We start from the raw sequence: 20,999 nt of genomic DNA, 5'->3' as shown, positions 1-20,999 counted from the left end.
TTAATTTTTAGAAAAAAATCGTATTGTTAGAAGTGTTATGATGAAATTGGCGGTCTTTTTTTGTATTTCATTTCGCATCAGAACAAGGTAGTAGCTGCCACTTCCTTAAGGGCGAAAAAGCTTCTAACACAAAGGAGGATTTTTCTAATTGGGGTCACTTTACATGCCTATCAACCTAAGGTTTTGAAGTATCCCAAAAACGAAAGTTTTATTCTTTCATAGTTATCCATAGGAATTTAGTTCATTTTTTTCGTTTTGGAGAAGAATGTGTTTTTTAACTTAATAGCGATGGAGCGGTACCCTAACTCTAAAATCAATCTTTATTGTATATTTTGGGGTTACTTGATGTTTATGTAAACTTCATTTGCTATGATTTAATTTTTGGTTCCTTGTTTTCAATATGTTGTTATAAATTTTATAAGCGCTATAGCCTAATAAGCCTCCGCTTGTTTTTAATATGAGATCATCTACATCAAAATTTCCTTAAATAAAATAAAACATAAACTTTCCAAAAGGGAAATTTATGCTTTACGTCACATTGTTCTTTGTTCAACTAACGGGTGCTTTAGTATAACAAGGGTTTCAAAATAATCAAACTTTTTTACAAATCTACAATAAGTATAGTATAGACAAAAATAAAAACAGCTTATTTTCACTCCCTTTGGTTTCAAATAAGCTGTTTTCCTCTATAATTATTTCTTTCCCTACTTAACAATCTGGAATCCATAAGACATTAGTTTATTAGTTTCTGTAAAACGTTTCGTTTGACTTGTCGTTCCCATAACAACCGTGATAAGTCGTTTATCTCCTTGTTTCGCAGTCCCTGTAAAACAATATCCAGCACTATCAGTAAAGCCAGTTTTCAGTCCGTCTATTCCTTCTATATAAAGCTCTTTATTCGCTGCATTCAACATTTCATTTGTACTTGTAACAACTGTATTTTTAAATGCTAATTGACTCTGAGGTAAATGTGTTACTTCTAATATTTCTGGGTAATCTTTAATAAGATGGTATGCCAATTTTGCTACGTCAGCTGCTGGCATCTTTGTTTCACTTCCATCGGACTCTTGCAAACCAGAAGCATTTGCGAACTTGGTTTTATCTGAGAGTTCTAATTCCTTCGCCTTTTGATTCATAAGTTGAATGAAATTTTGCTCCGTCTTTGCTACATGTTCAGCCAAAGCAACTGCCGAATTATTAGCAGATTGAATCATTAAAGCGTGGAATAAGTCTTTCACCGTTAATGTATCATTCATTTGCACTGGAATTCTAGAACCTTCTGTTTGTACTGATTTTGCACTTATTTGCACCGAATCTTCCCAATGGACTTTTCCTGTATGTATATTTTCTAAAAGAAGATATGCTGTCATCATTTTCGACATACTTGCCGGAGCAAAGGTTTCAGTCTCATTGTTTTTATAAATAACTTCTCCATCACTTGCATCAATAATCATCGCTGCTTTTGCTTCTACTACTGGTATATACTTTTGTGGAATTACCTTTTCAGATAGCCCTGTCTTTGGTAATTCTGCTACTTGTAGAGGGGAACCATCTGTTATCATTTTTTCCTTTGCTTTTACAACATTGGTATCTTCCTTCTCTAGGCTCTCATGAAAAAAGAACCAACATATACCCAAAATAATAGCGCATAGTATGGTTACTTTTCCCCACTTTAACCTTTTCATCACCAAAACTCCTTTTAATCTACCTATTATAATTTCAAATTTAACCATAACAACAATATCTTTACATCGTCAAGGTCAAATAAGAAAGGAACCCTCTACTAAAACTGTTATTTCAAGATTACTTGTTAATCACATGTTAGGATTTCGATTTGCACCTAGAATTAAAACGTTTAGTAAAAATAAAATTTATACTTTTGATAAGCCCGCAAAACAGCCACAGCTTGTATTTATGATTGGTAGGACAATTCATGTGATGAAAATAAAAGAAAACTGGGATGATTTATTGCGATTGATCAGTTCTATTCGCAATGGTACGGCAACAGCGTTTTTTATTCTAAAAAAACTTGCGGCGTATCTACGGCAAAACAGCTTATCTGTAGCTTTACGTGAAATAGGAAGCATTGAAAGAACTTTATATACGTTAGAATGGCTGCAGAGTCCTGAACTCAGAAGACGTGTACATGTTAGTTTAAATAAAGGAGAAGCAAAACATGCCCTTGCTCGAGCTGTATTTTTTAATCGATTAGGAGAAATTCGTGATTGTTCTTATGGGGATTAACTACATAGAGCAAGTGGTTTGCAACTTCTCATTTCAGCTATTGTGGAATATAGAGTATATATCCCATGCTGATGCTTTGCGTGCAAAAGGGGTGCATCGAACAACATTTTATAAACATTTTGAAGATGAAGGTGCATTGTCATAAATAATTATATTCATTTAACGAGTAAAATGAGCCAACAGCAAGCATTAGAAAAATGAAAGAGTGATTGTCGCTGAGTCAAACCATCTCGTTTACGAATACAGTATTATCATGGTACAATATGGATATTAACGACGGAAAGGATGATGGGTGGACGATGATTAACTAATCTTATTTTTACATGTTGAAATTTGATATTTCAATTTATAAAAAATAGGATTAGTCTGCCCATTTCCATAAGAACGTATTGCTATTTCATACAATAGCTTATTTGGGTATAAATAATATAACGACTAATCCTGCCAAATATCATTGGGAGGATTTTTTTGTTCTCCTTTTATAGAAAGGGATGGATAGTATGAAGGAACTTTTAAAACTAAAAGATGTTTATGTGGAAATAATGGAACATACCTTATTAGAACAAATGAATGTTACCGTGAAACAAGGAGATATTATCGGGGTTATAGGGAGAAACGGTGCTGGAAAATCAACTGTTCTACAGTTGATAAATGGAAAAATAGAACCAACAAAAGGGCAATTGGAATGGCAACAGACGAACGTAACGATGGCATATGTTGAACAAGAAAAAGAGACATTTATATCTAAGGAAGTAACAACAGTAGAAGCGGAACTTCTTGCAAAATGGGGTGTGCCAACAAACGATTTTCAAACGTTAAGCGGTGGCGAAAAACTGAAACTTCGACTTGCGGAAGGATTTGCGCAAAATCCAACCCTTCTCATGTTAGATGAACCGACAAATCATTTAGATGAAAATAGTACAGAATTTCTGATCGAACAGATAAAAAGCTATAGTGGAACTATCATCGTTGTATCACATGATCGGTATTTCTTAGATGCTGTTGCAACGAAAATTTGGTCGATAGAAGATAGAAAGTTAATTGAGCATAAAGGGAATTACACGAGTTATATGAAATTTCGAGAACAAAAAAGGCTTACGCAGCAGCGCGAATATGATAAGCAACAAAAAAACATTGAACGTATAGAATCGCAAATAAAAGAATTAACATCATGGTCGCAAAAAGCACATGCACAGTCAACAAAAAAAGAGGGATTTAAAGAATACTACCGTGTTAAGGCAAAACGAACGGATGCACAGGTGAAGTCAAAACAAAAACGTCTGGAAAAAGAGCTTGAAAAAACGAAAATAGAGCGTGTTAAGCCAGACCCAACTGTAGAGTTTTCCATTCAAGCAAATAAAAAGGTAGGAAAGCGTTTTTTAGAAGTGAAACAATTGAAAAAATGTTTTGAGGGACGAACATTATTTGAGAAAGTTAATTTTACAATTCAACATGGTGAGAAAATTGCAATAGTTGGTCCTAATGGTTGCGGGAAAACAACATTATTGAAGATGATTATGGGACATGAAACAGCACAAGGAGAAGTATGGATTTCACCATCTGCAAACATTGGTTATTTAACACAAGAAGTATTTGATTTACCACTTGAAAAAACACCAGAACAATTATTTTATAAAGAGACTTTTGAAGAAAGAGGAAAAGTCCAAAATTTAATGAAGCATTTAGGATTTACATCTTCACAATGGAAAGAGCCAATTCAGCACATGAGTATGGGTGAGCGTGTAAAGTGTAAGCTCATGAAGTATATTTTAGATGAAAAAGATGTATTAATTTTAGATGAACCGACCAATCATCTTGACTTACCTTCCCGCGAACAGCTTGAAACTACATTAGCACAATATAATGGCACATTGCTTATTGTTTCGCATGATCGGTATTTTATTGAAAAAACGACTAACAGTAAATTAGTGTTTTCAAACAATAGCATACAAAAGCAATTGAAAGAACCATCTCAAAAAAGAGATAATCTCACTGAAATACGTTTAAAGCTTGAAACAGAAAGACAAGAAGTTTTAGGAAAACTCAGCTTTTTAACTCCTAAAGATGAAGCATACATGGAACTTGATAAAAGATTTAACGAACTTACAAAGCAAATAAAGGAGCTTTAATTGAAAATACTTGTATAAGAATGCATGAGTAGCTTAGAAAAAAAGAAAAGCTGATTTCTCTTAGTTTAGAGGAACTCAGCTTTTCTTTTTTTTGTTTACTTAGTCTACAAAATTTATGCCAGTGCGCCTACTCCTATACTGCGTAGAGTTTGTCCGCTTTTTAACAATCGGAACATGAAGAAAGTAATTGATAATCAATATAACTAGCGTCATAGTAAATGAATTGGTTTCCGCCTAAGTTTAGCCATCCATTTTGTTCGTAATATACTTTGTAAGCTTCGTCATGATGTAATGTTCGAATCACATTGCCACTCATAGAAGGTTGATCCCGTAGATTTACATTATCGCCTGTAATTGTAGCGATTCCGATATAGTTGCAGTAACAAATATAACTAGGATCATAAAAAATAAATTCATTTCCGCCTAAGTTTAACCATCCATTTTGTTCGTAATATACTTTATAGGATTCATTGCGATGTAATGTTCCGATGACATCGCCGCTCATAGAAGGTTGATCTCGTAAATTCACATTATCACCTGCGATTGTAGCAATTCCTATATAGGAGCTATTAGGTCCATTGTTGTTATTATTCCCGTTATCCAAATTTACATAGGATATATTGCAATCGACATTGCTATTAATACCTTGTACACTTCCAGTATCTGTATATTGCCAAATATCACATTCCATTCCTGCACCTCTTGGATTATAACGTGCAACCCACAATAAAGTATCTTGCAAGCGTGAAACGTTTAGACTATTTTGGAAGAAATATAGATTGCTATAAACGCCGGTATGTGTATACCCCGCATTTTTTAATTCTGTTAAAAATGCATTCACAGCATCTGTTAATGTGTCCGGATCTAAATTTGCATCATTGACTTCTACATCGACAAATACAGGTGCAGTTAATGTGACGCTCTGTAAATTTTTAATGAAGAAAGCAGCCTCTTGTCTTGCATCATTCACAGAGATTGCTCGAAAGAAGTGGTAAGCCCCTGTCAGGATGCCAACACTGTTTGCACCGTTGATATTGTATTGAAAGGTTGGATCAACAAAATTGGTACCTTGCTCAGAACCTTCTGTTACTTTTGCAATCATAAAGTTTACTTGATTCGGATCATTCATTACTTGATTCCAATTAATATTTCCCTCATGGTGACTCACATCAATTCCAAATGACATGATATAACACTCCTAATTCGTTTATTTAATTTTTTGAGGTACTATACTACTTTATATTCTCAGTCTATTAAATTGTTAATGAATGTGTATGGGTAATTATACCATTTCTGCTATTTTGGGTGATACTACATTCTATCAATTAAGTATTTTTGTAAGAAAGCAGCTTATTTTATATTTTTTCCATGAGGGACATAATCCACTCGAGTTCATGTTCAATCTGTGATTTATTATATTGTACTACTTCGGAATGTTAACGAGTATGTCTTTTGAACCTAGCGAAGGTATAATGAATCCGAAAGAAGAAATGGAAGAAGTGGATGTAATGTCCATTTTGCCATTTGAGTATGAATGAAAAAAGAAACAATCACTTTTGTTAGCGATTGTTTCTTTTTTCATTCATTTTTTTGTAATATAGATGCTTGGGATAATAGAATACGAATCTTTTTTTGAAATAAAAAGGCTGGAATAGACCATATGTTACGGTTATTCCTATGAATGCTTTTGAACTTACTTCAAGCGAATCTGTTTTTTAGTTATCCCCTTTATGTATATTTACCAAACAGGTTTTACGCTCGATGATAATTTACCTTCATTTGCTTCATAAACTAATGTTGTTAAATCTTCTTTGAGCATTTGCATTCGTTCAGCACCTATCTTTTCAATCCAGCGCCCCTCAATCTTAGCTAGTATCTTATCTTTTGCTTTTACTGCTAACCAACCTCGTTCGGTTAAAACAATTATTTTTCCTCTCTTATCAGTGGGATGAGTTTGGCGCATTACATAACCACTTTTTTCAAGATGATCGACCATTTTACTCACGGCTTGCTTTGTAATTCCTAAGTATTCAGCTAGTTCTATACCTGTCGCTCCATTAGGGATGATACGTTTAAACATAAAACCATGTGCAGGTCTAATATCTCCAAACCCTAATTCATTCATTCTGTTATTTAGTTCATCAATCAATGTACTAAAGGATAATGACAAAAGTGATGTAAGATCCAATTCACTAATTTCTTGATGATTCATCTATAAGCCCTCCTAAAATAAAGTCAATTAAGTTGACTTTATTTTAATTTCATTGTACTATATGCGATGTGGTCAATCAAGTTGACTATGTTTTGGTTATGAAAGAAATAGGATTCACCGAAATAAATTATGGAGGTCTCTCATGGCTAATATCGTGAAAATTAGAGGGAGTGTATTTGCACCGTATGCTTGGTTGGAACCTATTAAAGATCCTGTAACAGGAAGGATATTCGAATATACTGGTGATGCACGTGAATTTACACCATACGCTGTAAACACAATGCGATCAAGATTAGAGCAAGAAGTGATTATTGATTTTTATAAAAAAGAAATTTTCTCACATGTAAATGCTTGTATCGTAACTGTGAAAATTACAAATCCAGATGGTTCTATTGAGCATAAAAAAGGAAAAACAACTACAGAAAACATTGTATGTACGAATGTTGTGTGGGGCGATGATGAAGTTTCTTTTGAAATGAGTGCAAGTGCCAGCAATCCTTTAAATGCAGCAGCACCTGCGGCTGACTATTTATTAACTATACGTGTTAACAAGAGTGGTACTATGCATATTGAAGGTTCTCATGATGGGTTCCCTTGCTATGAATTTTATAAACAAACAAATTTTGGTCCATTCGAATTCATATATACACATGATTTCAGAAAAACTGGTGACACTCCAGCAGCGCTAGCTGGGGAAATGGAATACAGCTTTAAAACGACGATATAAATATGGATCAGAAGAGTATAGCTATTTAAACTAAAGGAATAGCAATTGATTATGTGAAAGAAATGGCGACCTGTTTTGCTGGGTGATTCAATGTTATGAATTACCCAAAATAAAATTAGAATTAAAGAGGTGTGTCTCATGACTAATATCGTGAAAATTAGAGCAAGTGTATTTATTCCAATGTCTTGGACTGAACCTAAGAAGGATATTCAAACAGGAAACGTAATCCAATTCGAAGGTGACTCACGCGAATTTACACCTTATGCTGTAAATGCTATGCGTTCCAGAATTGAACAAGAAGTAGTTGTAGATTTTTACAAAAAAGAAATTTTCACGTATGCCAATACGGGCATAACAACAGAAAGAGTCACAACTTCAGATGGTTCCGTTCATAAAAGAACAGGAAAAGCTAGTACAGAAGGTATTTTGTGCACTGATATTGTATGGAGTTCTGATGACGTCAAGTTTCAAATGAGTGCAAGTGCTAGCAACCCATTAAATGTATATGCACCACCTGTTGACTATCTGTTAACTGTACATGTCAAAAAAGATGGTACTGTCGATATTCAAGGTGCACATGATGGGTTCCCTTGTTATGAATTTTATAAGCAAGTAAACTTTGGTTCGTTTGAAGAAATTCATACACATGACTTTAGGGAAACTGGTGATACACCTGAAGCACTAGGTGGAGAAATGGATTATAGTTTTAAAAAGATATTGTAAAGTCAATGTGTTCATTATCATCGAGCTAAAATAAATAATAACCATTACAATGGGATATCCTTTTTAGTTAGTAAATATAGAACAACGTAAGAATGAGTAACAGGAGGAAAAGAGAATGACAACAGTTTTATTTGTAAAAGCAAACAATCGTCCAGCAGATCAGGCGGTGAGTGTGAGATTATATGAGGCTTTTTTAGCGAGCTATAAAGAATCCCACCCAAATGATACAGTGGTAGAGCTTAATTTATATAATGAAGAATTGCCGTATGTAGGAGTAGATATGATTAACGGCACATTTAAGGCGAGTAGAGGACTTGAGTTAACAGAAAAGGAAGCAAAAGCAGTAGCTGTTGCTGATAAATACTTAGATCAATTCCTTGAGGCTGATAAAGTTGTATTTGGTTTCCCGTTATGGAATTTAACAATACCAGCTGTGCTACACACATATATTGATTACTTAAACCGTGCAGGCAAAACGTTTAAATATACGCCAGAAGGTCCAGTAGGTCTGATTGAAGATAAGAAAATTGCATTATTAAACGCAAGTGGCGGTGTATATTCTACAGGGCCAAAAGCTGAAATGGAAATGGCTGTTAAATATGTAGCAAGCATGATGAGCTTCTTCGGTGTAAAAGATATGGAGAAAATCGTGATTGAAGGTCACAACCAATTCCCTGATCAGGCAGAAGAAATCATTGCTGCAGGGCTTGAAAAGGCTGTTAAAGTAGCAAGTACGTTCTAATTAACAAAACACTTGTCACTCAATATGGCAGTACCAACACTTATATAGCGGTGGTACTGCTTTTTTATTCTACTTTTGGGTGGTAAGAACATAAACGATAGAAAGCAGGATTACATTATAATGGAACGATTATGGACAAAGAACTATATCATGCTGACAATTACAGCATTATTATTATTTAGTGGTTTTTATTTACTCATGCCAACACTACCGATGTTTATTAAACAATTAGGGGGAAGTGAATCTCAAGTTGGCTTTATTATTGGAGTGTTTACCATATCGGCAGTCATTTTACGTCCGATTGTTGGAGGATTAATGGATCAATATGGCAGACGCGTATTTATAATAAGCGGACTACTATTTTTTGCAATTACAATGTATTTTTATGATTGGGTAACAGGAGTTATATGTTTAGTGGTATTACGTATTCTCCATGGAATCGGCTGGGCGATTGCTACAACTTCAATTGGAACGGCTGTGACGGATGTGATTCCACCATCTCGTCGCGGAGAAGGAATGGGATGGTATGGACTTGCAATGACTTTGGGCATGGCTTTAGGACCAATATTAGGTCTTTGGGTCGCAAAATCATTTTCATTTCATTATCTATTCCTTCTATGCACAGCGTTAGCAGTTATTGCATTCATACTTGCGCTTGGTACAAAAATACCAGCAGTTCAAAGTACATCAAAACAACCTATATCATTTTTTGAAAAAACCGTTTTACCAATCGCTATTGTTACATTTTTCTTATCTCTTACTTTTGGCGGCATTACAACATTTTTACCACTGTTTGCAGCACAAATTCAAGCTAATGCTGGTACTTTTTTCTTAATTTATGCTGTCACACTTATAGTAATTAGACCGATTGCTGGGAAAATATCCGATAAGCGTGGAGAAGGGATTATTATTGTTCCTGCGCTTATTATAATGATAATTGCACTATTCGTCCTAGCAATGACAAAAGGGATTGTAGGACTAGTTATTACTGCTATTTTATACGGAATTGGATTTGGATCGGCACAACCTGCGCTGCAAGTAGCAACGATACGATTAGCTGCACCAGAGAAAAGAGGAGTAGCGAACGCTACATTCTTTACTGCTTTTGATTTAGGGATTGGTGTAGGATCTATTCTTCTAGGATTTGTTTCACAATTCATGGGATATCAAATGTTATTTACTGTTTGTGCTGTATCTGGGTTTATTAGTCTGTTGCTTTTCATTTTGTTTGTGAAAAAGACATTAAAATAATATTTTAATTTAAGAAAAAAAGCCCATTAAAAAATGGGCTTTTTTTCTTAGAGGTTAATGATGACTAACCACTAAAACGGTTTGATGGAGAACTTATTGTAACACAATTGCCTTTATCTGAAAATATAAAAAACATATGCAATATTGCATTTTATCCAAATATTTCTTCATGCTATATTAATAGAGAACCTGTGGGGGGGAGAGAACATATGCAAAAACTTTTTATGGGAAGTTTAGTAGCATTCACAATGCTAACGAGTATGTCTTTTGAAGGTAGCGAAGTCGCAATGAATCCTAAAGAAGAAACAGAAGAAGTAGATTTAATGTCTATCTTGCCATTTGAGTACTAATAAAAAAGAAACAATCACTTATAACAAAGGGGATTGTTTCTTTTTTATTGATTATGTATACCTGAAATAATAGAATATGAAATTTATTATGAAAAAGCCCGATTCATCCACGTTTAGCTTCATTAGCCTTTTGTATGTAATAGACTTCGTGTATCCACTCTTCAAGGATCATTATTGTTTTATTTGTTGCATCCATCTCTATTTTCATACCAATTGGAACGGTTAACATCGGGTGAGTGTGGCAACAATCAAAATCTGCAATAAAGGGTATGTTAATGCCATCTAAAACCTCTAATAGAATCTCATATGGTTTTTTACTTGTACCATTATCATGAAATTGCTCATGTTTCCCAAGGATTAAACCAGAAATTTTATTAAATACTCCATTAAGTTTTAATAACGAAAAACTTCTTTCAATAGTAGCAGCATCTTTTGATGTGTCTTCGATAAAAAGAATATCTCCTTCTTTTATTTCTGGCATATAGTCGCTACCCCAAATGCCAGTTAAAGTGTCTAAATTTCCTCCAATTAATCTTCCTGTTGCTTTTCCAGCATTTACACAGATCCACTCATTTTTTATACGTTGTTTTTCCTTCGTTTTTTCTTCCCAATTGATAAACTCATCCGTCCAATACGGCGGCTTTTTAATCTCATATGGTAATGTTTGTTTCTCCTCTAACATGTCACTAAAATATTCGTATGTAAAGTGAACAAATGGTTCAAATTCACCAAATGAGGGGATTAATGCAGGTCCATAAAATGTATGGATTCCAGTTTTGGCGTATATCCCAAGTAATATTGCAGTAACATCAGAATAACCTATCATGATTTTCGGGCTTTTTATAAAAGCTTCATAATCAATATAAGGCAATATTGAATTAGACTTCATCCCACCAATGGTTGACATGATACATTTGATGTTAGGGTTTCGTATTAATTCATTGAGTTCTTCTGCCCTCTCTTTAATGCTTCCAGACCGGTAGTTATCATGTCTTTTAGTTAAATTTCCTTCTATTATTCTAAAACCTTTGTTCTCTAGGAATTTTTTTGCCCGTTCAAATCTTTTCGGTGCTGTATAAGTTGCGGGTGATGAAGGAGAATAAATCCCGATTAGATCTCCTTTTTGTAATTTACTGAGTTTCATTGTTTTCTCTCTCCTTTCGAACAATTTGATTTCACACGTACACATGTAGATAACTTAAAGTAACGAAATAATATAAAAAGAAACTGACTTTAAGGTGTTGTCTTTTATGTTTCTATAAATGAATCTGTTGGTTGAACGAGGGAAGACTGTTATTGCAAGTATGATAAACCTTTTTAAACTATGTAACACACCCATTTTTAAATTGTTTCGGTGAAACACCAGTGTATTTTTTAAAGACTTTCGTAAAATGACTTTGGTCATGAAAGTTTAATAATGTGGAAATATCTGACAAAGAATGTGTTGTATAGGTTATTAAGACTTTTGCCTCATCTATCTTGGCGCGTTGGATATATTCGCTTGGTGAAACCCCTACCTCTTTTTTGAAAAGAACAGATAGATAACTAGGATTTAGTGCAGCTATTTTTGCTAAATGAGAAAGTGTAATATCTTCGTAGAGATGAGTGAATATATAATTTTGGCATGCGTTTATTGGTTTTGAATACTTGTGTATCTTCCCATTTTTTACTCGTTCCGAGAACTCAAGTAAAGCATTCTCCAAAAATGGAATAATTGCCTTACTTTCTTTTATTTCTTCAAGGTTTTGGATGAGTAAGTCACTAAGGGTATATGCGATTTCAGGGAATAGTCCACCATCTACGGCAGCTCTAGTCGCAAGCGTGATGGCTGCGATGGCGGAATTTTTTTGGCTTCGCAGGTGACTCGTTTTCGATAACACCCCCAGATTCTCTGATTCAAGTAATCCCCTTAGGTTTTGAATTAAATCATCCTTTTTCCCTTCTTTAACACACGCAAAGATTTTCTTCTCAGCCAGTGGATCGATATGAGTCATTAAATTTTGACGGCGTTCCGATATACATATATCTGGCTGTTCCACTTCGAATTTTTCCTTTTCTAACAGCATATTCTTTTGCAGGATATCAACCATGTCTAATTTTTGTTGATACAGCATGTAATAAAGGACCATGCTCACATTTAAAAAATTCAAATTGCTTAAAACAGGGAGAGAATGATAATATCGAACCATTTCATCCTTGTTTATTTTGAGATGAAGATCATTAATGATTCCTTTAATTGATACTTCTGATAGCCTCGAATAAAGGACAGGACCGACAATGATGTTCCCGCTAAGTTGGTCATTTGAACGCAGGTTAATTGAGAAAAAGTTTTCAAGGCAGGAGGTTTCCCTCAGTACTGGAAAACGATAGAAATTTTCCTCTCTAAATAGTTGCCGAAATATCTCCTCTTTTGAAGAATACAAGGGGTTATGCTGAAAATTGCGGGAGAGTTCAAATACTAAAGCTCCCTTGTTATCAGTAAAAAAGATAGGTATTTTATGCATGTTAAAGACCAGCTTACAAATATAATATAAATCCTCTTGTTTGGAGAAATTCATTATTTTAACCTCCATTTTTAACAATTCAGCCAATATATATAGACATAAAACCTCCTTTCTTTTTAGAGTGCCGTGCATAGAAGTGGTCAAGGCCCTTTCCTACCACAGGCAAGACTTTAAAACAAAGAGAGGAAGCGAGTGTAAATCATTTTTTGTTCTGTATAGCAGGGATTTATATAACATCAGCTAAAATTTTTACAATTATTCTAAAATAAATACCATAATATCAAAAAAATAAAAACTATAATAGATTCAAGAAAGCGCTTACTGAGTAATCTTTTGACTAGGAGGATTATCATGAAAAGAGATGTTAAGCAAATTATTTCACAAATGACACTAGAAGAAAAGGCAAGTCTATGTTCTGGATTAGACTTTTGGAATACAAAAGGGATTGAGCGATTGGGAATTCCTTCAATTATGGTAACTGATGGACCGCATGGACTTAGAAAACAGGCAGAGGGAGCAGATCACTTAGGGATTTATAATAGTGTCCCAGCTACTTGTTTCCCATCAGCAGTGGGATTAGCGAGTACGTGGAATAAAGAATTAATAAAACAAGTAGGAGTTGCATTAGGTGAGGAATGTCAGGCTGAAAATGTCGGTGTTCTCCTTGGACCTGGTGCGAATATTAAGCGTTCGCCGCTGTGCGGAAGAAACTTTGAATATTTTTCAGAGGACCCTTATTTATCCTCTCAAATGGCTGCAAATCATATTAATGGCGTACAAAGTCAAGGAGTTGGAACATCATTAAAACATTTCGCGGCTAATAATCAAGAACATCGCAGAATGTCGACGAATGCAATTGTTGATGAGAGAGCATTGCGTGAAATCTATCTTGCTAGTTTTGAGGAGGCTGTTAAGGAAGCACAGCCATGGACAGTAATGAGTGCTTACAACAAGGTGAATGGTGAATATGCTTCGGAAAATAACTATTTGTTAAATGATATTTTAAAGGATGAATGGGGCTTTGAAGGTTTTGTCGTTTCTGATTGGGGTGCAGTAAATGAGCGCGTTGCAAGTTTAGAGAACGGTTTAGAACTAGAAATGCCTTCGAGCTTTGGGATTGGTGAGAAGAAGATTGTTGATGCAGTTAATTGTGGACAGCTATCTGTAGAAAAGCTTGATCAATCAGTAGAGCGTCTTCTTAACATTATTTTTAAAGCCGCTGACAATCATCGAGAAAACGCTGTGTATAGTAAGGAGGCGCATCATCAGCTTGCAAGAGAAGTCGCACGCGAAAGCATGGTTTTGTTAAAAAATGAAGATCACATTCTTCCATTGAAAAAAGCAGGAACGGTAGCTGTTATTGGGGAGTTCGCAAAGACATCTCGCTATCAAGGCGGCGGAAGCTCTCATATTAATCCAACAAAACTTGAAAGCATTCTCGAAGAAATCGAAACTGTATCAGGTGAAAATACGAATGTATTATTTGCTCAGGGCTATAATCTTGCCAGCGATGCTTTAGATGAAAATATGATTCGTGAAGCAAAAGAAGTAGCGGCTGGAGCAGATACAGCGGTTCTCTTCGTTGGACTTCCAGATCGTTATGAATCAGAAGGATATGACCGGAAGCATTTACAGATGCCAGAAAATCACGTGCAATTAATTGAAGCAGTTGCAGAAGTTCAAAGTAATATTGTCGTAGTTTTAAGTAATGGTGCTCCAATTGAAATGCCATGGATAGGTAAAGTAAAAGGAGTGCTTGAAGGCTATTTAGGTGGACAAGCACTAGGCGGAGCAATTGCTGATTTATTATTTGGTGATGTGAATCCAAGCGGAAAATTGGCGGAAACTTTCCCAAAAGTTCTAAGCGATAATCCTTCTTACTTAAACTTCCCTGGTGAAGGTGACAAAGTGGAATACAAAGAAGGTGTGTTCGTCGGATACCGTTATTACGATAAGAAAAATATTGAGCCATTGTTCCCATTTGGTTTTGGGTTAAGCTATACAAACTTTGAGTATAGTAATCTTTCAATTAATAAGAAAGAAATAAAAGATACGGATACTGTTTCTGTCAGTGTAAACGTAAAAAATACTGGCAATTCTGCAGGTAAAGAAATTGTTCAGCTTTATATAAAAGATGTGGAAAGCAGTATGATCCGTCCTGAGAAAGAGCTAAAAGGCTTTGAAAAAGTGGAATTACAGCCGGGAGAAGAAAAAACGGTTACTTTTACGTTAGCTAAAAGATCATTTGCTTATTATAATGCTGAATTGAAGGATTGGCATGTTGAAACAGGTGAGTTTGAAATTTTAGTAGGAAAGTCTTCCAGAGAGATTGTCTTGAATGATAGCATTTATGTTCAATCAACGGTTGTAATTTGCAAACCAGTACACCGTAATACATTACTTGGAGACTTGTTTGCGGACCAAATTTTAGCACCAATTGCAAAAGAGCTTATGGTAAAGGCATTAGAAGGTAGTCCGCTTGCTAGCATGACTGAAGGGGATAGCGATACCTCCGAATTGATGGATGCCATGCTGAACTACATGCCATTACGTGCATTGGTGAACTTTAGCGCAGGCGCTTTTACAGAGGAAATGTTAAGTGAAATGATTGAGTTATTAAACCATGAGCAAATGAATCGTTAAACGGTGAATTGGTTTTCTGTTCATAATTAAAACTATCAAAAAGGAGACGGTAATGATGAGTAATACAACTTCTTACGTTAATCTAGTTTCGAAATTGAGCGAGGAAATGCCAACTGTTAAAAAAAGAGGCTTCGATTTTATTGCGAAACCAATTCCTGATTCTGAGGCAATCGGCGAATTAGATCCTCGTGTTCTCCAAGTGACTTTACAAGCGGCCGAAAAAATGGCTGTGACGGAAAACCAGTCATTTGATCCTTCAGATACTCTCGGTTTTGTTACAGGAATACGGGCTATGATGGGCTGGAACAATGACAACGTTACGAAAAGTAAAGTTGAAACTACTTATAAAACAATTGATGGCACAAATGGACCAATTCCATTGCGAATTTATACGCCTGCTAACGAAGGGATTTTGCCTGCGGTTGTCTTCTTTCACGGCGGAGGTTTCATAGGTGGCAGTGTTGATGTTGTAGAAAATCCGTGTAAATCATTGGCAGAAAAAGCAGGCGCCGTTGTCATTTCTGTTGATTATCGTTTAGCGCCTGAACATGCATATCCAGCAGGACTAACAGATTGTTTCGAGTCTGTAGCATGGGTGTATGAGCACGCTGAAGAAATTCGTGTGAACCCACAGCAAATTGCTGTATCTGGAGACAGTGCGGGTGGGAATTTAGCTACGGTGTGCACGCTCATGGATATTGAAAAGGGAACGGACATAATTAAGTTCCAAGCGCTTATTTATCCAACAGTGAATATGGCAGGCGTTCAAACTGAGGATTTCAACTGGAGCCTCGACCAATATGAGATTCGTAACTATTCTGAGCTCATCATTCCAATGATTAAAGGGTTGGCTGAAAGCGGTGAGTTATTTTTCCAGCTTTATTTGCAAAGTAAAGCGGAAATTACTGATTCTCACGTTTCTCCATTGCTGTCAGATCAGTTAGGCAGCATGCCGCCAACATTAATTGCAACTGCCGAATTTGATTATTTAAAAGTCGAGTGCGAAGCTTACGCGGCAAAACTTGCACGCAGCGGCGTTCCTACGAAGCTGATTCAGTATAACGGCACAGATCATGCGTTTATGGACAAAATTGGTCTATATCCGCAGGCGGAAGATTTAATGAATGAAATTGCGAAAGAGATGAAGAGAGTGTTTGCTTAATTAGAAAGAGCTTGTTCAAAAAATGTGTTTTTTGAACAAGCTCCAATATAAAAAGTATGTGTACAGGAAAAGCTGATTGTCATGATGAGGAAACAAGTAACAATGTTCAAAACCATTTTATTATGAATGGTTTTTTTGTTTTTTTTCATTAGTATTAAAAACGATTGCCGTCTATTTGAAGTTTTCCTGAATTCCTGATATTATAAGGATAAGAACATACGTTCCTACCGATTGCAAAGGTGAGTATAGGGATAAATTACTACATAAAAAAGCAAGTCTAATGATTAGTAGTGCTAACTCAAGAAGGGAAATTGAGATATAGAAACGAATGTTTTGTACTATATTTCGAGAAAAAATTTGATTGTGGAGGAATTATTTATGTATGTAACAATTTCAGACTTTATTAATGAATGGAATAGAGAAGCGTTACTAACTCAAAAAGTTTTGGATGGTTCAACAGATGAATCATTACAACAACAAGTTTATCCAGAAGGTCGTACTTTGGGGAGGATTGCGTGGCATTTTACAACAAATATTCCAGAGTATTTAGCTCATTTTGGGTTGAATATAGAGGGAGTAGAAAATGCAGAAAGTGTACCAACCTCAGCGAAGGAAATTGCTGAAACCTTTAAAAAGATAAGTCTCGATGTAGCAAAAGTTATTGAAGAACAATGGACAGATGAATCCCTAAAACAAATACAAGCAGCATTTGGAAGACAGGAATCAAATGCTTCAATCCTAATGGGGTTAATTAAGCACATTGTTCATCATCGTGGACAAGTTACCGTTCTTATGCGTCAAGCGGGAATAAAGCCATTTGGAGTTTATGGTCCACCAAAAGAAGATTGGATTCATTTAGGTGTGGAAAATCCACCACTATAGTACTACAAATTCATACTTCGACAAAGAAAGGGATATAGGTTTCCCTTAATTTTAAGGTTATTAAGGAGAAGAGAAATGAAGGAATAGTTATTTCTCTTCTCTTTTTATAATGTTGCTAAAAAAATATAACTAAATTTGAATATTAATCATCATCGTATCGGCGTTGTTTACTGCATTTATGTTTACGTTGTTTATAGCAGTCAAAACATTGAGAGAAGGCGTTATCGCTACATTGTTCTGGATCACGTTCACAAGGATTAAAATTAGGATTAGCTAACACTTCGTATGGTCTCATCATATCGTAATCTTCATGTTCAAGAATATGACAGTGCCACGGATAGGTTCCTGTAAATGGACCAAAACGTGCAATAATTCGGGTCACTTCCCCGGGATTAGCACGAACCGTATCTTTCCATCCTCTTTCGTTTGGATCGGGTGGTATGGGCGGTCCAACTTTAAGATTAGAACCATTTGGATCGCCAGTAAATACAGCGCGATTCAAAATTTGAAAATTGACAAGGTGCAAGTGAATCGGGTGAGTGTCTGGTGTCGTATTGTACAGCTCCCAAATCTCTATCGTTCCATTATACGGGGTTTCTGTAATGGGTTCACTCCACTCCATGTTGTTTAATAATGGCATAGGGCGTCCAAATTTATCAGTAGCTTCAAGTAAAGTGTTTTTTCGTGTAGTTACAGCATCCTGCGGATTCAGGTGTTCCAAGCAACTCAACTTTTCTGGAATTTTGCTTTTGTCAGGTTTGCCGCATGTTTGTTTCACGCGAAATTGCATAATCTGTCTCAAATCTTCAGAAGGACTATCGCCGTCAGGGAATGGTGTTGGTGCGTCATTTGTTAAAATAATACTCTGACCATTATGGTTTGAAAAATCGATAATGACATCGGCACGCTCTGCAGGGGCAAGGATGATTTCGGATTCTTTGACTGGTTTTTCCAAAAGGCCTCCATCTGTGCCGATTTGGACAAAATTTTGCCCAGAGCTCAGCTGTATACGATAAAAACGAGAATTGGAGCCGTTTAGGATGCGGAACCGGTATTTCCGCGGTTCAACCTCAAGATAAGGCCATACTTTTCCGTTTACTAAAATTGTGTTACCGAAAAATTCAGGGACGACTGACGGATTTGGTAACGTAGGATTGATTGGTGGAGGTGGCTGTGGTGCTGGTGGTGCCATATTTCCTGGTTGGGATGGATAGAATAGTTCACCATTGGCATAGAACGAACGATCCTGGATAACCAGAGGAATTTCATATTTTCCACTCGGAAGATTCAATTGTTTCTCTTCTTCATCTCTGAGAAGATAAAATCCCGCAAGACCTGCATAAACGTTCAAACGAGTGATGCCAAGGGCGTGATCATGATACCAAAGTGTTGCATTGCGTTGACAGTTTGGATAATAGTAGACATCAGTCACGAATTTTGGCCCAACATTTTTAAAATCTCTTGTGAACCATGCATCAGGATATCCGTCACTTTCCGGACGAACCCGGCCGCCATGTAAATGGACAACCGTCCGAACAGAAGGTACGGATGCTTCCGCACCATGAACCGTTGTGTCAACGGGCAGCAGGTGTTCAAAGGGCAATTTGTTTTTCCATTTTACAAAAATAGGGTGATTTCTTTCTACTTCGAATGTAGGACCCGGGTACATACCGTTGTACCCCCAGACGGTAGTTGGCGACAAATCACGATGTAATTGTTGTTTGACTTGCTTCATCGTTACCTCATAAAATGGGATTCCATCATAGCTACTTTCTGGTTTTAAGACAGGAGGAATGGGTAAAGCATCGACAAATTTTTCTAAAGACAATGAACTGCCTCCTTTTAAAAATTAAATATTGTTTGTTATATATCATATGAATTTAATTTATGCCAGTATAGACGGATTTTTATTAGGCTTTTACGATTATTTAAAATCATAATAATATAAAAATACATTAAGGCTTGCTTCCATAGGGTATATATAAATTAAGAAACTCTTTCATTTTAGAGGGAGCGAGCGCATCTGACCAAGCATAGAAGCGGTCAGGGTCATGCTTCAAAAAACATGTATTCTCACATTTTTTTTCGTTCTTAGGATTATGAATAGCGAGAAATAAGGTGATAGTTTTTTATAAAAGGTAAACTGTTAAAATAGTAATAAAGTGTTTGGAAGGATTGGAGGAGAGAGACTTGCTCGTTTTTATAAAAGTGCTTTTATTTGTTTCAATTCCTACGTATTCCTTTTTTAGGGTGTTTTGGAATTATGTGAAGGAGAAATCATTCAAAATCAAAGCAATAGATGTGTATGCCTCTATGATTATTTATTGTTCGAGGAAATAAAACGTTTGTTACTTCAAGATAAAGAGGCTTTTCTTCAAGAAGGGATAAATCATTCACTCTATTGTTCCTACTAAGCAAATGCGATTATTGGCATCATTATTGAGTGGTATCAAAATGATTTTTCGTATAGTACAAGTTATTTAAATGATCAACTTGTGCAATTTTTGAATATGAGAGTAGACGAATAGATTAATTAAATAGTCCATGAAGAAAATCTTCATGGACTATTTAGCTACTTAATGTAAAAGATTAATAGCTTGTTTTAGGGGGTGAACCATATTTATTATTGCCTTCTTCATTATCCTGACAGCAGAATATAATGAGAACGATATCGCCGATTCGATAATGTTCAACATTCTAAATGCACGAAAAGGAGCTGACATTAGTCTTTTTTCTCGTCCTGCTCCTGCTGCATTGCTAATAATAAATTCCTAAGCACATGCGCTCGGTAACTCTCCAATTTTCGCCCCTCATAATAATTAATTCCAAGCTTCTTTAACTCATACACGTACCAGCCTTTTGTTCCGTAATACATGATGAATCTTCTCCTTTTGAATTTTTTACAGTATATGCTTGAGTATGAAAAGGAAAGCTTGTCTTGTTTATCGAAAGTGTGGATTTTTGTGCGTGCTATAATAGAAGAAAATTCAAAATATTGGAGGGCTTACGATGCCAATCTACAACAAATTAGTACGCGATCGTATCCCAGAAATTATTGAAAAAACAGGAAAGACATGCACAACAAGAACTTTAGATGAAAAAGAATACATAGAAGAAATATGTAAAAAAATACAAGAAGAATTATCAGAGTATGTAGAAGCAGAAACTCTAGAACATAAAGTAGAAGAACTAGCTGATTTACTAGAGCTTGTTAACGCCCTAGCGCAGTACCAAGGTGTAACGCTTGAAGACGTTGAAAAGGTCCGCAAAGAAAAGGAAGCAAAGTGAGGTGGGAGGCATGCGCCCGATAGGTGAGGGTTGATAATCAGTGGGGAGGAAGAAAACCCCCACTGATTAAAGTTTCACTTTATCTAAACAGATAATAATTCACAAAAACCGCACAGGAATTTCTCCTGTGCGGTTCCACATA

General features: G+C 35.7%; 18 protein-coding genes and 1 pseudogene. 12 read left to right on the top strand and 7 right to left on the bottom strand.

The window, feature by feature from the left end:
- Positions 1–704: 704 nt before the first annotated feature.
- Positions 705–1,685 carry a D-alanyl-D-alanine carboxypeptidase family protein gene (locus AB1280_RS12935; RefSeq protein ID WP_429756056.1) on the bottom strand — a complete coding sequence of 327 codons (981 nt, stop codon included), beginning with the start codon at positions 1,683–1,685 and terminating at the stop codon, positions 705–707.
- Between AB1280_RS12935 and AB1280_RS12930 the strand changes: the two are divergent.
- From AB1280_RS12930 to abc-f, 3 genes and pseudogenes are all read left to right on the top strand, one after another.
- Positions 1,654–2,241: pseudogene (locus AB1280_RS12930) on the top strand (Tn3 family transposase); the annotation flags it as partial. The gene AB1280_RS12935 and the pseudogene AB1280_RS12930 overlap by 32 nt on opposite strands.
- Complete coding sequence (locus tag AB1280_RS12925) at positions 2,222–2,389, top strand: hypothetical protein (protein WP_429756055.1); 168 nt, start codon at positions 2,222–2,224, stop codon at positions 2,387–2,389. The pseudogene AB1280_RS12930 and the gene AB1280_RS12925, both read left to right, overlap by 20 nt.
- A gap of 355 nt (positions 2,390–2,744) precedes the next feature.
- Complete coding sequence (gene abc-f / locus AB1280_RS12920) at positions 2,745–4,373, top strand: ribosomal protection-like ABC-F family protein (RefSeq protein WP_429756054.1); 1,629 nt, start codon at positions 2,745–2,747, stop codon at positions 4,371–4,373.
- Between the two features lie 160 nt (positions 4,374–4,533).
- On the opposite strand, the gene AB1280_RS12915 is transcribed toward abc-f, so the two are convergent.
- Positions 4,534–5,559 (bottom strand): GH25 family lysozyme, encoded by a 1,026-nt coding sequence (locus tag AB1280_RS12915; RefSeq protein ID WP_429756053.1) that lies wholly within the window; start codon positions 5,557–5,559, stop codon positions 4,534–4,536.
- A gap of 552 nt (positions 5,560–6,111) precedes the next feature.
- A complete protein-coding gene (locus tag AB1280_RS12910; RefSeq protein ID WP_429756052.1) occupies positions 6,112–6,585 on the bottom strand; it encodes a MarR family winged helix-turn-helix transcriptional regulator in 474 nt (157 codons plus the stop codon).
- 142 nt (positions 6,586–6,727) lie between these two features.
- Here AB1280_RS12910 and AB1280_RS12905 point away from each other — a divergent pair, with 142 nt between their 5' ends.
- From AB1280_RS12905 to AB1280_RS12885, 5 genes are all read left to right on the top strand, one after another.
- Positions 6,728–7,312, top strand: coding sequence for a DUF3238 domain-containing protein (locus tag AB1280_RS12905; RefSeq protein WP_429756051.1), 585 nt, complete (start codon positions 6,728–6,730; stop codon positions 7,310–7,312).
- A 138-nt stretch (positions 7,313–7,450) separates the two neighbouring features.
- Positions 7,451–8,035, top strand: a complete 585-nt coding sequence (locus AB1280_RS12900) for a DUF3238 domain-containing protein (protein WP_429756050.1) — start codon at positions 7,451–7,453, stop codon at positions 8,033–8,035.
- A 115-nt stretch (positions 8,036–8,150) separates the two neighbouring features.
- The gene (locus AB1280_RS12895; RefSeq protein ID WP_429756049.1) at positions 8,151–8,777 is read left to right on the top strand and encodes an FMN-dependent NADH-azoreductase; all 627 of its coding nucleotides are present in this window, start codon (positions 8,151–8,153) and stop codon (positions 8,775–8,777) included.
- A gap of 120 nt (positions 8,778–8,897) precedes the next feature.
- Positions 8,898–10,028, top strand: a complete 1,131-nt coding sequence (locus AB1280_RS12890; protein ID WP_429756048.1) for an MFS transporter — start codon at positions 8,898–8,900, stop codon at positions 10,026–10,028.
- A 209-nt stretch (positions 10,029–10,237) separates the two neighbouring features.
- Entirely contained in the window at positions 10,238–10,378 is a 141-nt protein-coding gene (locus tag AB1280_RS12885; RefSeq protein ID WP_272187042.1) for a hypothetical protein, read from the top strand.
- 103 nt (positions 10,379–10,481) lie between these two features.
- Here AB1280_RS12885 and AB1280_RS12880 read toward each other — a convergent pair whose 3' ends face one another.
- On the bottom strand, positions 10,482–11,522 hold the full coding sequence (locus tag AB1280_RS12880; RefSeq protein WP_429756047.1) for a S66 family peptidase: 1,041 nt from the start codon (positions 11,520–11,522) through the stop codon (positions 10,482–10,484).
- A 178-nt stretch (positions 11,523–11,700) separates the two neighbouring features.
- Positions 11,701–12,936: a helix-turn-helix domain-containing protein gene (locus tag AB1280_RS12875; RefSeq protein ID WP_429756046.1), complete on the bottom strand. Its 1,236-nt coding sequence runs from the start codon at positions 12,934–12,936 to the stop codon at positions 11,701–11,703.
- Between the two features lie 297 nt (positions 12,937–13,233).
- On the opposite strand from AB1280_RS12875, the gene AB1280_RS12870 reads away from it, so the two are divergent.
- The 3 genes from AB1280_RS12870 to AB1280_RS12860 all read left to right on the top strand — a co-directional run bounded on the left by AB1280_RS12870 (position 13,234) and on the right by AB1280_RS12860 (position 17,569).
- Positions 13,234–15,525, top strand: coding sequence for a glycoside hydrolase family 3 C-terminal domain-containing protein (locus AB1280_RS12870; protein WP_429756045.1), 2,292 nt, complete (start codon positions 13,234–13,236; stop codon positions 15,523–15,525).
- 55 nt (positions 15,526–15,580) lie between these two features.
- Positions 15,581–16,687, top strand: a complete 1,107-nt coding sequence (locus AB1280_RS12865; protein WP_429756044.1) for an alpha/beta hydrolase — start codon at positions 15,581–15,583, stop codon at positions 16,685–16,687.
- Between the two features lie 378 nt (positions 16,688–17,065).
- The gene (locus AB1280_RS12860) at positions 17,066–17,569 is read left to right on the top strand and encodes a DinB family protein (protein WP_429756043.1); all 504 of its coding nucleotides are present in this window, start codon (positions 17,066–17,068) and stop codon (positions 17,567–17,569) included.
- A gap of 142 nt (positions 17,570–17,711) precedes the next feature.
- On the opposite strand, the gene AB1280_RS12855 is transcribed toward AB1280_RS12860, so the two are convergent.
- A complete protein-coding gene (locus tag AB1280_RS12855; protein ID WP_429756042.1) occupies positions 17,712–19,397 on the bottom strand; it encodes a multicopper oxidase family protein in 1,686 nt (561 codons plus the stop codon).
- An 894-nt stretch (positions 19,398–20,291) separates the two neighbouring features.
- The gene (locus AB1280_RS12850) at positions 20,292–20,444 is read right to left on the bottom strand and encodes a YflJ family protein (RefSeq protein ID WP_429756041.1); all 153 of its coding nucleotides are present in this window, start codon (positions 20,442–20,444) and stop codon (positions 20,292–20,294) included.
- Between the two features lie 134 nt (positions 20,445–20,578).
- On the opposite strand from AB1280_RS12850, the gene AB1280_RS12845 reads away from it, so the two are divergent.
- The gene (locus AB1280_RS12845; protein WP_429756040.1) at positions 20,579–20,857 is read left to right on the top strand and encodes a nucleoside triphosphate pyrophosphohydrolase; all 279 of its coding nucleotides are present in this window, start codon (positions 20,579–20,581) and stop codon (positions 20,855–20,857) included.
- Positions 20,858–20,999: the final 142 nt, after the last annotated feature.

It is taken from the genome of Bacillus sp. S10(2024), assembly GCF_050473865.1.
GTDB lineage: Bacteria > Bacillota > Bacilli > Bacillales > Bacillaceae_G > Bacillus_A.
The sequence above is the reverse complement of the archived record's forward strand: the minus strand, read 5'-3'. Positions and strand labels throughout refer to the sequence as shown.